At 70.0% G+C, this 14,016-nt stretch carries 13 protein-coding genes; 6 read left to right on the top strand and 7 right to left on the bottom strand.

Annotated features, from left to right (window positions below; genetic code table 11):
- Window positions 1-19 precede the first annotated feature (19 nt).
- The 4 genes from hpt to dacB all read right to left on the bottom strand — a co-directional run bounded on the left by hpt (window position 20) and on the right by dacB (window position 4,921).
- A complete protein-coding gene (hpt, locus tag AB5J53_RS26970; RefSeq protein ID WP_010986089.1) occupies window positions 20-580 on the bottom strand; it encodes a hypoxanthine phosphoribosyltransferase in 561 nt (186 codons plus the stop codon).
- A gap of 77 nt (window positions 581-657) precedes the next feature.
- Window positions 658-1,818: a tRNA lysidine(34) synthetase TilS gene (gene tilS, locus AB5J53_RS26965; RefSeq protein WP_369248234.1), complete on the bottom strand. Its 1,161-nt coding sequence runs from the start codon at window positions 1,816-1,818 to the stop codon at window positions 658-660.
- A 192-nt stretch (window positions 1,819-2,010) separates the two neighbouring features.
- Window positions 2,011-3,135 carry a zinc-dependent metalloprotease gene (locus AB5J53_RS26960; RefSeq protein ID WP_369248233.1) on the bottom strand — a complete coding sequence of 375 codons (1,125 nt, stop codon included), beginning with the start codon at window positions 3,133-3,135 and terminating at the stop codon, window positions 2,011-2,013.
- A 235-nt stretch (window positions 3,136-3,370) separates the two neighbouring features.
- Window positions 3,371-4,921, bottom strand: a complete 1,551-nt coding sequence (gene dacB, locus AB5J53_RS26955) for a D-alanyl-D-alanine carboxypeptidase/D-alanyl-D-alanine-endopeptidase (protein WP_369248232.1) — start codon at window positions 4,919-4,921, stop codon at window positions 3,371-3,373.
- 79 nt (window positions 4,922-5,000) lie between these two features.
- Here dacB and AB5J53_RS26950 point away from each other — a divergent pair, with 79 nt between their 5' ends.
- Together AB5J53_RS26950 and AB5J53_RS26945 are read left to right on the top strand one after the other, a co-directional pair.
- On the top strand, window positions 5,001-5,492 hold the full coding sequence (locus AB5J53_RS26950) for an inorganic diphosphatase (RefSeq protein ID WP_189150540.1): 492 nt from the start codon (window positions 5,001-5,003) through the stop codon (window positions 5,490-5,492).
- Between the two features lie 103 nt (window positions 5,493-5,595).
- Window positions 5,596-7,257 (top strand): threonine/serine exporter ThrE family protein, encoded by a 1,662-nt coding sequence (locus tag AB5J53_RS26945; protein WP_369248231.1) that lies wholly within the window; start codon window positions 5,596-5,598, stop codon window positions 7,255-7,257.
- A gap of 37 nt (window positions 7,258-7,294) precedes the next feature.
- Here AB5J53_RS26945 and AB5J53_RS26940 read toward each other — a convergent pair whose 3' ends face one another.
- A complete protein-coding gene (locus tag AB5J53_RS26940; RefSeq protein WP_369248230.1) occupies window positions 7,295-8,260 on the bottom strand; it encodes a DedA family protein in 966 nt (321 codons plus the stop codon).
- Between the two features lie 141 nt (window positions 8,261-8,401).
- Here AB5J53_RS26940 and AB5J53_RS26935 point away from each other — a divergent pair, with 141 nt between their 5' ends.
- Window positions 8,402-8,767: a YbjQ family protein gene (locus AB5J53_RS26935; RefSeq protein ID WP_369248229.1), complete on the top strand. Its 366-nt coding sequence runs from the start codon at window positions 8,402-8,404 to the stop codon at window positions 8,765-8,767.
- Between the two features lie 92 nt (window positions 8,768-8,859).
- Here AB5J53_RS26935 and AB5J53_RS26930 read toward each other — a convergent pair whose 3' ends face one another.
- Entirely contained in the window at window positions 8,860-9,627 is a 768-nt protein-coding gene (locus AB5J53_RS26930) for a MerR family transcriptional regulator (RefSeq protein ID WP_369248228.1), read from the bottom strand.
- Between the two features lie 177 nt (window positions 9,628-9,804).
- Between AB5J53_RS26930 and AB5J53_RS26925 the strand changes: the two genes are divergently transcribed.
- The 3 genes from AB5J53_RS26925 (at window position 9,805) to AB5J53_RS26915 (ending at window position 13,237) form a co-directional block, all read left to right on the top strand.
- Window positions 9,805-11,091 (top strand): ion channel protein, encoded by a 1,287-nt coding sequence (locus AB5J53_RS26925; protein ID WP_369248227.1) that lies wholly within the window; start codon window positions 9,805-9,807, stop codon window positions 11,089-11,091.
- A gap of 16 nt (window positions 11,092-11,107) precedes the next feature.
- A complete protein-coding gene (locus tag AB5J53_RS26920; RefSeq protein WP_369248226.1) occupies window positions 11,108-12,514 on the top strand; it encodes a glutamate decarboxylase in 1,407 nt (468 codons plus the stop codon).
- Window positions 12,515-12,622: 108 nt separating this feature from the next.
- Window positions 12,623-13,237 carry a Uma2 family endonuclease gene (locus AB5J53_RS26915; protein ID WP_369248225.1) on the top strand — a complete coding sequence of 205 codons (615 nt, stop codon included), beginning with the start codon at window positions 12,623-12,625 and terminating at the stop codon, window positions 13,235-13,237.
- A gap of 6 nt (window positions 13,238-13,243) precedes the next feature.
- On the opposite strand, the gene AB5J53_RS26910 is transcribed toward AB5J53_RS26915, so the two are convergent.
- Window positions 13,244-13,972, bottom strand: a complete 729-nt coding sequence (locus tag AB5J53_RS26910) for an ABC transporter permease (RefSeq protein WP_369252485.1) — start codon at window positions 13,970-13,972, stop codon at window positions 13,244-13,246.
- Window positions 13,973-14,016: the final 44 nt, after the last annotated feature.

Below are 14,016 nucleotides of genomic sequence, written 5' to 3'. Positions count from 1 at the left end.
CCTCGGAAAGGGCGGGTGCTCAGCCGCCGTAGACGTGAGGCGCGAGCGTACCGACGAACGGGAGGTTGCGGTACTTCTCCGCGTAGTCGAGGCCGTAGCCGATGACGAACTCGTTCGGGATGTCGAAGCCGACCCACTCCACGTCGATCGCGACCTTGGCCGCCTCCGGCTTGCGCAGCAGCGTGCACACCTTGAGGGAGGCGGGCTCGCGGGAGCCGAGGTTGGAGATCAGCCAGGACAGGGTCAGCCCGGAGTCGATGATGTCCTCGACGATGAGGACGTGCTTGCCCTTGATGTCGGTGTCGAGGTCCTTGAGGATCCGCACCACACCGGAGGACTGCGTGCCCGCGCCGTACGAGGACACGGCCATCCAGTCCATGGTGACGGGGGTGGACAGCGCACGCGCCAGGTCCGCCATGACCATCACGGCACCCTTGAGGACACCGACGATCAGCAGGTCCTTGCCCGCGTACTCCGCGTCGATCTTCGCGGCCAGCTCAGCCAGCTTGGCGTCGATCTCTTCCTTGGTGATGAGCACCGACTTGAGGTCGGTGCCCATGTCTTTCGCGTCCACCCGCATCACTTTCGGTCGTCCGTCCCACCGGCCGCTCGGACCGCCCACGCGCCGCGTAAGCGGTCCCGGTGGAGGGTCCGGTTTCAGCCTTGCCGAATCACCAGTCTGCCACCCTGCCGCTGAGCGACGACTTTGCCCGGGAGATTGATGGCTCCCTGGCCGCGCCAGCCGGTGATCAGCCGGTCGACTTCCTCGATGTGGCGGGCGAACAGCGAACCGGCCGGGGCGCCCGCCTCGATGGCGGCGCGGCGCAGGATGCGGCGGCGTACGGCGGGGGGCAGGGCGTAGAGCTTGGCGCACTCCAGGAGGCCGGCCGCGTCGCGTACGGAGGCCTCGGCCTGGCTGGCCCAGGCGTCCAGGGCGTCGGCGTCGTCACGGGAGAGCTGGGCCGTACGGGCGAGTGCCTCGACGACACCCTTGCCGAGCGCCTTCTCCAGGGCGGGCAGACCCTCGTGGCGCAGCCGGGAACGGGTGTAGGCCGGGTCGGCGTTGTGCGGGTCGTCCCAGACGGGCAGCGACTGGGCCATGCAGGCCTTGCGGGCGGTCTGCCGGTCCAGGTGCAGGAACGGGCGGCGGTAACGGCCGTCGGCCCCCGAGACCGCGGCCATTCCGGACAGGGAGCGGATGCCGGAGCCGCGGGCGAGGCCGAGCAGGACGGTTTCGGCTTGGTCGTCGCGGGTGTGGCCGAGGAGGATCGCGGTGGCGCCGTGACGCTCGGCGGCGGCGTCCAGGGCGGCGTAGCGGGCGTCGCGGGCGGCGGCCTCGGGCCCGCCGTCACGGCCGACGGTGACGGCGATGGACTCGGCGGGGGTCAGCCCCAGTTCGGTGAGGCGCAGCACGACTTCGTCGGCGCGCAGGTCGGAGCCGGGCTGCAGACCGTGGTCGACGGTGATGCCACCGGCGCGGATGCCGAGTTTGGGGGCTTCGAAGGCGAGGGCGGAGGCGAGCGCCATGGAGTCGGCGCCGCCGGAGCATGCGACGAGCACGAGCGGCGGTACGGGTAGCTCCCTGCTCGAACGCGGCCGAGAGCTTGCGGGAAGCTGCTCGTGCGGGGGCTGGGCAGGGCTGATGGTGCGCCGCGTACCGGGGGCGGGCACGCGTTCCGCGTCGGGGGCGGACGAGCGCGCGGCACCGCAAACGGGCGTGCGCCGGGTGTCGGGGGCGGGTGTGTGCTCGGTGAGGATGTCGTGGAGTACGCGGCGAACCGCCAGGCGTATCGCCGCGACCGCAGGATGGGGACCCATGTCCGGTTCCCTTCATGAAGTTTTCGGGGGGTGAGCCCGGGGTCTGTCACTCAGAGTGTGTAGATGGTGACAGAACCGGGCCGTTCCCCGAGCATTGCACGCCTACCCATGCCCCACGGTCCCTCGGACGGGTGATTGGAGGGGCGTTCGCCTGCCGTCGGCCGGATTCGTTTCACGACCTTCCCGTAGGGTTCACGACTCTGCCTTGCGGTGCACCCGCGCGACCCAGTCCGCCGGTTTGGAGATCTCCGCCTTGGTCGGGAGGGTGTTCGGGGAGGTCCACACGCGGTTGAAACCGTCCATGCCGACCTGGTCGACGACCGCCCGGACGAACCGCTCACCATCCCTGTACTGCCTCAGTTTGGCGTCCAGACCGAGCAGCTTGCGCAGCGCCAGGTCGAGGCGGGAGGCCCCCTTGGCGCGGCGCTGCTGGAATTTCTCGCGGATCTCGCCCACGGACGGGACCACCGCCGGACCCACTCCGTCCATGACGAAGTCGGCGTGGCCCTCCAGAAGCGACATCACGGCGGTGAGCCGGCCGAGGATCTCGCGCTGGGCGGGCGTCTGCACGATCTCCACCAGGGAGCGGCCGCCGTCGTCCTCCTCGGTGTCGGGGCGCGAGCCCGCGAGCGACTGGGCGGCCTCCCTGATGCGCTCCAGGACGGTCATGGGGTCGACCTCGGTCTCCCCCAAGAAAGACTGGATTTCGCCCTCCAGGTGGTCGCGCAGCCAGGGCACGGCCGTGAACTGGGTGCGGTGGGTCTCCTCGTGCAGGCAGACCCACAGGCGGAAGTCGTGGGGCTCCACGTCGAGTTCGCGCTCCACGTGCACGATGTTCGGCGCGACCAGCAGGAGCCTGCCGCCGCCGTTCGCCCCTGCGGGCAGTTCGCGGGTCGCCGGGGCGAAGGTCTCGTACTGGCCGAGGACCCTCGACGACAGGAACGACAGCAGCATGCCCAGCTCCACGCCGGTGACCTTGCCGCCGACGGCGCCGAGGACGGCACCGCCCGGGGTGCTCCCGCGCCGCTCCTGCATCTTGTCCAGGAGTGGCTTGAGGATCTCCCGGAACCCCGCGACGTTCGCCCGCACCCAGCCGGGGCGGTCGACGACGAGTACGGGGGTGTCGTGCGCGATGTCCTCGCCCATACGAGTAAAGCCCCGGACGTGCTCCTCCGAGGCCTTCGCGTGCCGGCGCAGTTCCGCGACGACGGACCTGGCCTCGTCGCGGCTCACTTCGGGGCCCGGCCGCACGAGCCGGGTCGCGGTCGCGACCGCGAGATTCCAGTCGACCATCTCGGCACCACCGATGCTCGTCATGCGTCAACCGTACGTGAGCGTGTCCGGCTGCGGTTAGGGGTACGGGCGGCTGGGCGCCCCATGTCCTGGGGGCGGCGGGGCTTTTTGTGCCCTCTGGGTCGGCAGGGGCCGGGCTCTGGTTGATCGGTACCCGGCGCTGTTGGCTGTGCCCACCTTCCCCCCACTCTCGGCTTCGCTCGAGCGGGGGGGACCTCCATCGCCCTGCGGGACGATTGCCCACAGCGGTAACGACCGGCTATCTGCAGCCGCAGGCTGCCAAGGCCGTTGCCGTGTGGTCCAAAGCCGCTCGGGCCTCCAGTGCGTTCGGGGGGTCTGCCTCGTCGGAGGTCAGGAAGGCGAAGGCCAGGAGGCGGCCGTCGGTGTCGACGACGGTGCCGGCGAGCGTGTTCACGCCGGTCAGGGTGCCGGTCTTGGCGCGGACGACGCCGGTTGCGGTGGGGTCGTCGGTGTAGCGGGTGCTGAGGGTACCGGTGAAGCCCGCGATGGGGAGGCCGGTGAGGACCGTACGGAGTTCGGGGTGGGCCGGGTCCCCGGCCTTGGCCAGCAGCGCGGTGAGCAGGTCGGCCGAGAGCCGGTCGGCGCGGTTGAGGCCGCTGCCGTCCGCGAAGTCCGCGCCGGACAGCGGGAGTCCGAGCTTCTCCAGCTGCGTGTGGATCGCCTTCGCGTCGCCTTCGAAGCTGGCCGGCTCGCCCGAGGCGAGGGCGACCTGGCGGGCCAGGGCCTCCGCGATGTCGTTGTCGCTGTTGGTCAGCATCCGCTCGACCAGGGCGGACAGGGGCGGCGAGGAGACCGAGGCCAGGGCCTCGGAGCGGCTTGTCGCCTTCGAGGCGCCGGGGGAGGTCGTCTTGATGCCCTTGTCGTGGAGGAGGTCCGCGAACTTGCGGGCAGCGTCCGCCGCCGGGTCCAGGACGCGCGTGGCCGGTCCGCTCTTTGAGTCGTTGATGCGGCCCTCGTCGACCATGAGGGAGGTGACCTGGGCGAGGTTGTCGTTGAGGCCGATGGGGTGCAGCGCGGGGCCCGCGTACAGCGAGGTGTCGTACGACAGCGTCACCTGATCCAGGTGACGGGCCTTCAGGGCGGTGGCCGTGTCGGCGGCGAGGGTGCGCAGGCTCGCCCAGCCCTGGGCGTCCTTCTCGGCGGTCAGCGTCGGGTCGCCGCCGCCGACGAGCACGACCTCCTTGGTGTCGGGCTCCAGGACCGTACGCGTCTCGATGCGGTGGTCGGGACCCGGCGCCGTGAGCGCGGCGACGGCGGTGGCGATCTTCGTGGTGGAGGCCGGGATCTGGACCTCGTCGGCGCCCTTGCTGTAGAGCCGCTTGCCGGTCGCCACGTCGACGACGACGGCGGTGCGCCGCGCGCCCAGGGCGGCGTTGTCCAGGAGCGGGTTCAGGACGTCCGCGAGGGCCTTCTCGGCGGGGGCGGTGCCGGTGGAGCCGCCGAGTCCGGCCAGGACGGAGGCGGCGCTGGGCGCGGGCCGCGGCGCCTTCTGGGACGTAGCGGACGTATGGCCGTGATCTGCGCCACCCTCGCCCTCCCGCGATGCGGCCCAGTCGCGCTCCGCCGTACGCTGACCGGAGGAGTCCCAGGGACCGGCCGCGGCCACCGCCCCGGCCGCGAGCGCCAGGCCCACGGTGGCGGCGACGACCGTGAGCTGCGGGGTCGTGAACTGCACGGAACGCGGCCGCACGGCTTGGGTGGCCCGCGCCACATGCGGTTTCACCGTCCGCGCGACCCGCACCACATGCGGTCTCGCGGCCCGCCAAGCCCTCAGCTCTGGCACGACCACCAGCCCCTTTCGCGATCACACACCTGCGTGAGGGACACTTAACCACCAGAACTATGTGTTGATCATGGAGGAGCCACCGGTGGAGTTCGACGTCACGATCGAGATTCCGAAGGGTTCGCGGAACAAGTACGAGGTGGACCACGAGACCGGTCGGATCCGCCTGGACCGTCGACTCTTCACCTCGACCAGCTACCCGGCCGACTACGGCTTCGTCGAGAACACCCTCGGCGAGGACGGCGACCCGCTGGACGCCCTGGTCATTCTGGACGAGCCGACCTTCCCGGGCTGCCTCATCCAGTGCCGCGCGATCGGCATGTTCCGCATGACCGACGAGGCCGGCGGCGACGACAAGCTGCTGTGCGTCCCGGCGCACGACCCGCGTGTGGAGCACCTGCGCGACATCCACCACGTGTCGGAGTTCGACCGTCTGGAGATCCAGCACTTCTTCGAGGTCTACAAGGACCTGGAGCCCGGCAAGTCCGTCGAGGGCGCCAACTGGGTGGGCCGCACGGAGGCCGAGGCCGAGATCGAGCGTTCCTACAAGCGCCTCAAGGAGCAGGGCGGTCACTGACCCTTGTGACCTGCGGGCCGCGTGACCCTGACGGGGTGGCGCGGCCCGTTCGTGTATCCGTACGCATACTGGGGCGTACGGGAGGTCCTAGTCGGGAGTGGTGGTGTCGGACCCGGAGGCGGAAGACCGCAAGCCGCAGTCGGACGAGGCGAGGAGTGCTTTCACTCCGCCGGCCGGTGTGGCGCCGCCGCAGCCCCAGGCGGCCGACGACGAGTCGTCGACGACGTCCGAGTTCGCGCTCCCCGAGGGGCTGGACGTGCCGCAGCCGCCCGGCGCCGAGGCGGAGGGTTCGGCGTTCAGCACTCCGCGCACGTACAGCGCCAAGCACGCGCCGCCCGCCTTCACCCCGGCGACCGGCATACCTGTGGTCAGCCTGGCCAAGGACGTGCCCTGGCAGGACCGCATGCGCACCATGCTGCGCATGCCGGTGGCCGAGCGTCCGGCGCCCGAACCTGTGCACAAGGAGGACGAGTCGGGGCCGGCCGTCCCGCGCGTGCTCGACCTGACCCTGCGTATCGGCGAGTTGCTTCTCGCGGGCGGTGAGGGCGCGGAGGACGTGGAGGCGGCGATGTTCGCCGTCTGCCGCTCGTACGGACTGGACCGCTGCGAGCCGGGCGTCACCTTCACCCTGCTGTCCATCTCGTACCAGCCGTCCCTGGTGGACGACCCGGTGACGGCCTCGCGGACCGTACGGCGCCGGGGCACCGACTACACGCGGCTGGCGGCCGTGTACGGGCTCGTCGACGACCTCAGCGATCCGGAGACCTCGATCTCCCTGGAGGAGGCCTACCGGCGGCTCGCCGAGATCCGCCGCAACCGGCACCCGTATCCCGGCTGGGTGCTCACCGTGTCCGGGGGGCTGCTCGCGGGCGCGGCATCCGTGCTGGTCGGCGGTGACGCGCTCGTGTTCGTCGCCGCGGCGCTCGGCGCGATGCTGGGCGACCGGCTGGCGTGGCTGTGCGCCGGGCGCGGACTGCCGGAGTTCTACCAGTTCACGGTGGCCGCGATGCCCGCGGCCGCGATCGGTGTCGCGCTCCAGCTCGCGAACGTCGACGTGAAGGCGTCCGCCGTGATCACCGGTGGGCTGTTCGCGCTGCTGCCCGGGCGGGCGCTCGTCGCGGGCGTGCAGGACGGGCTGACCGGCTTCTACATCACGGCGTCCGCGCGTCTGCTCGAAGTCATGTACTTCTTCGTGGGCATCGTCGTCGGAGTCCTGGTGGTGCTCTATTTCGGGGTGAAGCTGGGCGCCGAGCTCAATCCGGACGAGGCCCTGAGCGTCTCCGAGCGGCCCGTTCTGCAGATCGCGGCGTCCATGCTGCTGTCCCTCACCTTCGCGATCCTGCTCCAGCAGGAACGGTCCACCGTCCTTATGGTGACCCTCAACGGGGGCGTGGCCTGGTCGGTGTACGGCGCGATGCACTATGCCGGTGACATCTCGCCGGTCGCCTCGACAGCCGTCGCGGCGGGGCTGGTGGGGCTGTTCGGGCAGTTGCTGTCGCGGTATCGGTTCGCGTCGGCGCTGCCGTACACCACCGCGGCGATCGGGCCCCTGTTGCCGGGGTCGGCCACGTATTTCGGGCTGCTGTCGATCGCGCAGAGCGAGGTGGACAAGGGGTTGGTCTCTCTCAGCAAGGCCGCCGCGCTCGCCATGGCCATCGCCATCGGGGTGAATCTGGGGTCGGAGATCTCTCGGCTGTTCCTGCGGTTGCCGGGCGCCGGCGGCGCGGCCGGACGCCGTGCCGCCAAGCGGACGCGCGGGTTCTGACGCCGGGCGCCCGGCAGCTCGCGTCGTCCTGTCGGGCTCAGCCCCGGTTTTGCGGGTACCCCTGGTCGTAGTAGCCCTGGTCCGCGGCATAGGGCTGCTGCTGATAGTCCTGCGGGTACTGCTGCTGCGGGTGGGCCTGACCGCCCTGGTCGTAGCCCTGGTCGTAGCCGTAGGGCTGCTGGTACGGCTCCTGGTACTGCTGCGGGTAGGGCTCCTGGTACTGCTGCTGGTACTGCTGTTGGTGCGGGTAACCCTGGTCCTGGTGGGGCTGGTTGTCGTACGGGGGGTTCTGCAGCCGGAGCGGCCTCGTCGCGTCGTCCATGACCGGCGGCGCGGCCTGCGTCTGGGCCGGGGGCCGGGCGGGCTCCTGCGGGGGGTTCTTCTTGGCCTTGGAGCGGGCGCGCAGGAACTCGATGGCGATGGGGACCACCGAGACGAGGACGATCAGGATCAGGATCGCCTCGATGTTCTTGTGGACGAATTCGATGTTGCCGAGCCAGGAGCCCAGCAGCGTGACGCCCGCGCCCCACAGGACGCCACCGATGATGTTGAAGGTGATGAACGAGCGGTACTTCATGCCGCTGACGCCGGCGATGATCGGCGTGAACGTCCGCACGATGGGCACGAAGCGGGCCAGGACCAGGGACTTGGGCCCGTACTTCTCGAAGAACTCGTGGGCCTTGACCACGTTCTCCTGCTTGAACAGGCGGGAGTCCGGGCGGGTGAAGAGCGAGGGGCCGACCTTCTTGCCGAACAGGTAGCCCGCCTGGTCGCCGAGGATCGCGGCGAGGCAGATCAGCACGACCGCCGCCCACAGCGGGAAGTCCAGCTGCTTCGACGTGATCAGCAGGCCGCAGGTGAACAGCAGCGAGTCGCCCGGCAGGAAGAAGCCGATGAGCAGGCCGGACTCGGCGAAGACGATGAGCAGCAGGCCCCAGATGCCGAAGTTGTCCAGGAGCGAGTTCGGATCCAGCCAGCTTGGACCAAGGGCAAGCGTCGTCACGGTTCCGGGCTCCTGAAGGGGTGGAGGAAGATACGGCGTCCTGGTACGGCCGCACAAAGCTATCAACGCAATGTGTCGACACCAGGTTCCACCGGTGACTCCAGGATGCACTGTGGGGCGACTGGGACAAAGCTGTGAGCCATGGGCATCGATGAATACGGTGGCGGCCAGGGACCCCAGTCGGACGTCCTGGTCGTGACGACGAACGACGTACCCGGTTACCGCGTCCAGCAGGTCATCGGCGAGGTCTTCGGCCTCACCGTGCGCTCCCGGCACCTGGGCAGCCAGATCGGCGCAGGTCTGAAGTCGATGATCGGCGGTGAGCTCAAGGGGCTCACCAAGACACTTGTGCAGACCCGAAACCAGGCCATGGAGCGACTCGTCGAGCAGGCACGCGCGCGTGGCGGCAACGGCGTGCTGATGTTCCGCTTCGACGTGACGGAGGCGGCGGACGTGGGGACGGAGGTGTGCGCGTACGGGACGGCGGTGGTCCTGGTCAAGGAGTAGCGAGCGGGTCCGAGGAACAGCGCACGTACGCCAGTAAGGGGCGTCCGCCCAGGCGGACGCCCCTTACCTCAGGCTTCCCGCGCGTACCGCCGTCAGGCTTCTCGCGCGTACCGCGCCGCGTTCGCCGTGATCGCGTCCCTGAGGTGCTCGGCGAGCCCCGGCCGCATGGAGTCGTAGAACGCCTTGAAGCGCTCGTCCGACACGTACATCTCGCCGAGGCACTGGTGCATCTCGTACGGGCACTCGTAGAACCACTTGCTGATGTGCCGGCGGTGTTCCTCGGCGAGGTCCATGGCCGCCTGGCCGGTGGGCGGCTCACCGGAGGCCATCAGAGCCTCGTAGCGCTCGCTCCAGGCATCGACCTCGGCCTGTACGCGCTTCCAGTCGTCCTTCGTGTAACGGGCGGCCCGGCGCTGCGACTCGGCGTAGGCCTCCGTGCCGCCCCAGCGCTGCTCCGCTTCCTCGGCGTACTGCTCGGGGTCCTTGTCGCCGAAGACCTCGAACCTCTCCTCGGGCGTGAGATTGATGCCCATCTTGCGTGCCTCCATGGCGTGCTCCACGGCCGCGGCCATCTTCTGCAGTTTCTCGATCCGGGCGGTCAACAACTCGTGCTGGCGGCGCAGATGCGCGCGCGGGTCCGCCTCCGGGTCGTCGAGCAAGGCGGCGACCTCGTCGAGCGGGAAGCCGAGTTCTCGGTAGAACAGGATCTGCTGCAGCCGGTCGAGGTCGGCGTCGCTGTAGCGCCGGTGGCCCGCGTGGCTGCGCTCGCCGGGCGCGAGCAGGCCGATCTCGTCGTAGTGGTGCAGCGTGCGCACCGTGACCCCGGCGAAACCGGCGACCTGACCCACTGAGTAACTCAACTCCGCTCCCTTCTGGGTACGCACTTCACGATGGATCCTCACGCGACGTGAGGTGCAAGCGGTATTGCCCGGAAGCGTCCGGCCGCGAATCCTCCCGGAGTTTCCGGACGCGAATCCTCCCGGAACTTCCGGAGGTTTCCGGATGTGATGTCCCCTTTGCCCGCTTAGGGTGACCGCGTGACCCACGACGCGGCACGGCGGGCACCGGCCCCCGCCCCGGCGACCCCCGCGCGGTCGCTGCTGCCGCTGATCCTCCCGGCGCTCGTCGTCGGTGTCGCGGCCAGCCTGTTGTACGTCGGGGTGAGCGTGCTCGCCGAGAAGCTGCAGGGCGTCCTGTGGAAGGACCTGCCCGACGCGCTGGGCATCGGCCGGTACTCCGTGTTCTGGATGCTCGTCGTCCTCACCGCGACGGGCGTACTGGTCGGGCTGGTCGTCTGGAAGGCGCCGGGACACGCGGGCCCCGACCCGGCGACCCTCAGTCTGGCGGCCGCGCCGATGCCTCCCGTCGTCCTGCCGGGCCTGCTGGTGGCGACCGCCCTGATGCTGGCCGGCGGCCCGAGTCTGGGCCCGGAGAACCCGATCATCGCCACCAACGTCGCGCTCGCGTTCTGGCTGGGGCGCAGGCTCGCGCCACGGATGCCGGGCGGTCTGTGGGCGGCGCTGGCCGAGGCGGCGACGATCGGCGCGCTGTTCGGGACGCCGGTGGCGGCGGCGCTGCTCATCTCCGAGGCGCTCGCCGGGCGGCAGCTGAAGGGTCTGCTGTGGGACAACCTCTTCGGGCCGCTGACGGCCGCCGCCGCGGGCGCCATCACGACCACCCTGGTGGCCCATCCGACCTTCGACCTGAACCTGCCCGCCGTCGGGCACCCCGACTGGCGCGACGTGCTGGCCGCGCTCGTGGTCGCCTCCACCGCCGCGGTGCTCGGCATGGCCGCGGTCTACGCCTTCCCGTACGTCCATGGCGCCTTCTCCCGGCTCAGGCACCCCATGGTGGCGCTCCCGGTCGGCGGACTCGTGCTCGGCCTGCTGGGCGCCCTCGGCGGGCATCTGACGCTCTTCAAGGGCCTAGACGAGGTCGCGCAGCTGGCGCAGGACCCAGAGGGCTGGACGGCCGGGCAGTTCGCCACGATGGCGGTGGTCAAGCTGGCGGCGCTGCTCGTCGCCGCGTCCTGCGGGTTCCGCGGCGGCCGGATCTTCCCGTCGGTCTTCATCGGCGCCGCCTTCGGCCTGTGCGCCCACGCGCTCGTGCCCGCCGTCCAGCCGGCCCTCGGTGTCGCCTCGGGCGTGCTGGGCATGCTGCTTGCCATCACCCGGCAGGGCTGGGTGAGCCTGTTCACGGCCGCCGTCCTGGTGGCCACTCCCTCGATCATCGCCCTGATGTGCATCGCGTCCCTGCCGGCCTGGCTGCTGGTGACCGGCAGACCCCAGATGCAGCTTCACGACGACGGAACCCCAGTCCGCTAGGAGATGAGGAGACCCCATGCCGCTTCACAAAGGCCACGAGAAGCCCGACGAGCGCCCGAGGTCCGTCAACCCGTTCTACGGGGAGACGAATCCGGTCAGCGACATGGTCGAGGCGCCGCCGAAGCACCGGCTCCCCGATGGCCCGCTGCCGCCCACGATCGCGTACCAACTCGTCCACGACGAACTCATGCTGGACGGGAACGCGCGGCTGAACCTCGCCACCTTCGTCACCACCTGGATGGAACCGCAGGCCGGGGTCCTGATGGCGGAGTGCCGGGACAAGAACATGATCGACAAGGACGAGTACCCGCGTACGGCCGAGCTGGAGCGGCGCTGCGTGGCGATGCTCGCCGACCTGTGGAACGCGCCGGATCCGTCGGCCGCGGTGGGCTGTTCGACCACCGGGTCGAGCGAGGCGTGCATGCTGGCCGGGATGGCACTGAAGCGACGGTGGGCGCAGCGGAACGCGGACCGCTACCCGGGGGCGCGCCCCAATCTCGTCATGGGCATCAACGTCCAGGTCTGCTGGGACAAGTTCTGCAACTTCTGGGAGGTCGAGCCGCGCCTGGTCCCGATGGAGGGCGACCGTTTCCACCTCGATCCCCGGGCGGCGGCCGAGCTGTGCGACGAGAACACCATCGGGGTCGTCGGCATCCTCGGGTCCACCTTCGACGGGTCGTACGAGCCGATCGCCGAGCTGTGCACGGCCCTCGACGAGCTCCAGGAGCGCACGGGCCTGGACGTCCCCGTCCATGTCGACGGCGCCTCCGGGGCCATGATCGCGCCCTTCATCGACGAGGACCTGGTCTGGGACTTCCGGCTGCCGAGGGTGTCGTCGATCAATACCTCGGGGCACAAGTACGGCCTGGTCTATCCGGGCGTCGGCTGGGCGCTGTGGCGATCGGCGGCCGAGCTGCCGGAGGAACTCGTCTTCCGCGTCAACTACTTGGGCGGCGACATGCCGACCTTCGCGCTCAACTTCTCCCGGCCGGGCGCGCAGGTCGTGGCGCAGTACTACACGTTCCTGCGCCTCGGCCGCGAGGGCTATCGCGCCGTGCAGCAGACGACCCGGGAGGTGGCCCGCGGCCTCGCCGAGCGCATCGAGGCGCTGGGCGACTTCACCCTCCTCACCAAGGGCGACGAGTTGCCGGTGTTCGCCGTCACGACGGCGCCCGACGTGACCGCGTACGACGTCTTCGACGTGTCCCGGCGCATGCGCGAGCAAGGCTGGCTACTGCCCGCCTACACCTTCCCGGCGAACCGCGAGGACCTGTCCGTCCTGCGCGTGGTGTGCCGCAACGGCTTCACGACCGACCTCTCCGACCTCTTCATGGAGGACCTCAGCCGCCTGCTCCCCGAACTGCGCCGCCAGCCACACCCGTTGACCCGCGACAAGGACAGGGCGACCAGCTTCCACCACTAGGACCAGGCCCGCAGGAACGTTGCCCCCTCACTCGGGCGAGTGACACTACTGTCGTAAGGGGAACAGCAGAGAGCACCACCACTCACGATCTCCTCCATGGGAGCAGTCATGGCCGCAGAGGCACACACCGAGCAGCACCCGCGGGCCACTCCCGAGAACTGGATGTTCCCGCCCGAGGAGGGCTGGACGTGGGACCAGGTCAAGGAGCTGGACGTCCCGTTCGACTGGGAACTCGTGGATGGGAAGATCGTGGTACGTGGGGTTACCAGCTGGTGGCACGACCAGGTCCGAGACCAGCTTTACCTCTCGCTGGCTCTCGCCAAGCGGCCGCCGTACGCCGTCAACACTGAGCGCTGGACCCAGTTCGACGACAACAACGCCCCCAAGCCGGACATCATCGTGTACGACAGGACCGGGCTCGACATCCGCACCCTGGACTGCACACCGGTCGCGTGCGTGACACTTGCCATCGAGGTGGTTTCACCCGGCTCTCGCGGCATGGACCGTTTCCACAAGCCCGCCATGTACGCCGAGGCCGGAATCGCCCACTACTGGCGCGTCGAGCGGGGCGAGGACGACGTTCCGGAGGTGCACCAGTTCTGGCGCGACGAGGACAGCGGCGTATTCGTCCCGCGCCCGGACCGCCCCGTCCACACCGACAAGCTCACCACCGTCGTCCCCTTCCCGGTCGACATCGACCTGCGCAACCTGATCGAGGAGTGACCCCGACTACGCGCTGAGCCGCCCAAATCGCCGTACCGCCAGCGGAAAGAACACCGCCAGCAGGCCCAGCGGCCAGATCACCGCCGCCCACACGTGCCCCGGCTCCCCGCCGGGGCCGCCGAACAGGTCGCGTACCGCTGTCGCCGTCTGGGACATCGGGTTCCACTCGACCGCCGTGCCCAGCCAGCCGGGCATGGAGTCCGGGGTCGCGAAGGCGTTGGACAGGAAGCCGACCGGCCAGACCAGGATCTGGACGGCTTGGACCATCTCCGGCTTCCCGGCGACCAGCGCCAGCTCGATGCCGATCCAGAGCATCGCGAAACGGAACAGAAGGAGCAGGCCGACGGCTCCCAGGAAGGCGCCCGGACCTCCGTGGGGACGCCAGCCGATCACGTACCCGACGCCGATCAGGGCGGCGAGACCGAGCGCCGACTGAAGCATGTCGGCGGCGGAACGGCCCACCAGGACCGCGCCACCCGCCATCGGCATCGACCTGAAGCGGTCGATCACGCCCTTGTTGAGGTCCTGGGTGACGGCCAGCATCGTGCCCTCCAGGCCGAAGGCCATGGTCAGCGCGAGCATGCCGGGCACCAGGAAGTCGACGTAGTCGCCCTCGACGCCCCGGCCTCCGCCGATCAGATAGCCGAACATCAGCAGCAGCATCACGGGGAAGGCGAGACCGACGACCACTTGGACCGGTTGCCTTGCCCAGTGGGCGAGTTCGCGGCGGGTCATGGTCCAGCAGTCGGCGAGGGCGTACGCCCCGTACGCGTCCGGAC

Source organism: Streptomyces sp. R41, assembly GCF_041053055.1.
Classification (GTDB): domain Bacteria; phylum Actinomycetota; class Actinomycetes; order Streptomycetales; family Streptomycetaceae; genus Streptomyces.
The sequence above is the reverse complement of the archived record's forward strand: the minus strand, read 5'-3'. Positions and strand labels throughout refer to the sequence as shown.

Coding starts and splice junctions, on each gene's coding strand:
- hpt (WP_010986089.1), bottom strand. CDS start 580: ATGCGGGTGGACGCGAAAGACATGGGCACCGACCTCAAGTCGGTGCTC.
- tilS (WP_369248234.1), bottom strand. CDS start 1,818: ATGGGTCCCCATCCTGCGGTCGCGGCGATACGCCTGGCGGTTCGCCGC.
- AB5J53_RS26960 (WP_369248233.1), bottom strand. CDS start 3,135: ATGACGAGCATCGGTGGTGCCGAGATGGTCGACTGGAATCTCGCGGTC.
- AB5J53_RS26935 (WP_369248229.1), top strand. CDS start 8,402: ATGGGCATCGATGAATACGGTGGCGGCCAGGGACCCCAGTCGGACGTC.
- AB5J53_RS26920 (WP_369248226.1), top strand. CDS start 11,108: ATGCCGCTTCACAAAGGCCACGAGAAGCCCGACGAGCGCCCGAGGTCC.
- AB5J53_RS26915 (WP_369248225.1), top strand. CDS start 12,623: ATGGCCGCAGAGGCACACACCGAGCAGCACCCGCGGGCCACTCCCGAG.
- AB5J53_RS26910 (WP_369252485.1), bottom strand. CDS start 13,972: ATGACCCGCCGCGAACTCGCCCACTGGGCAAGGCAACCGGTCCAAGTG.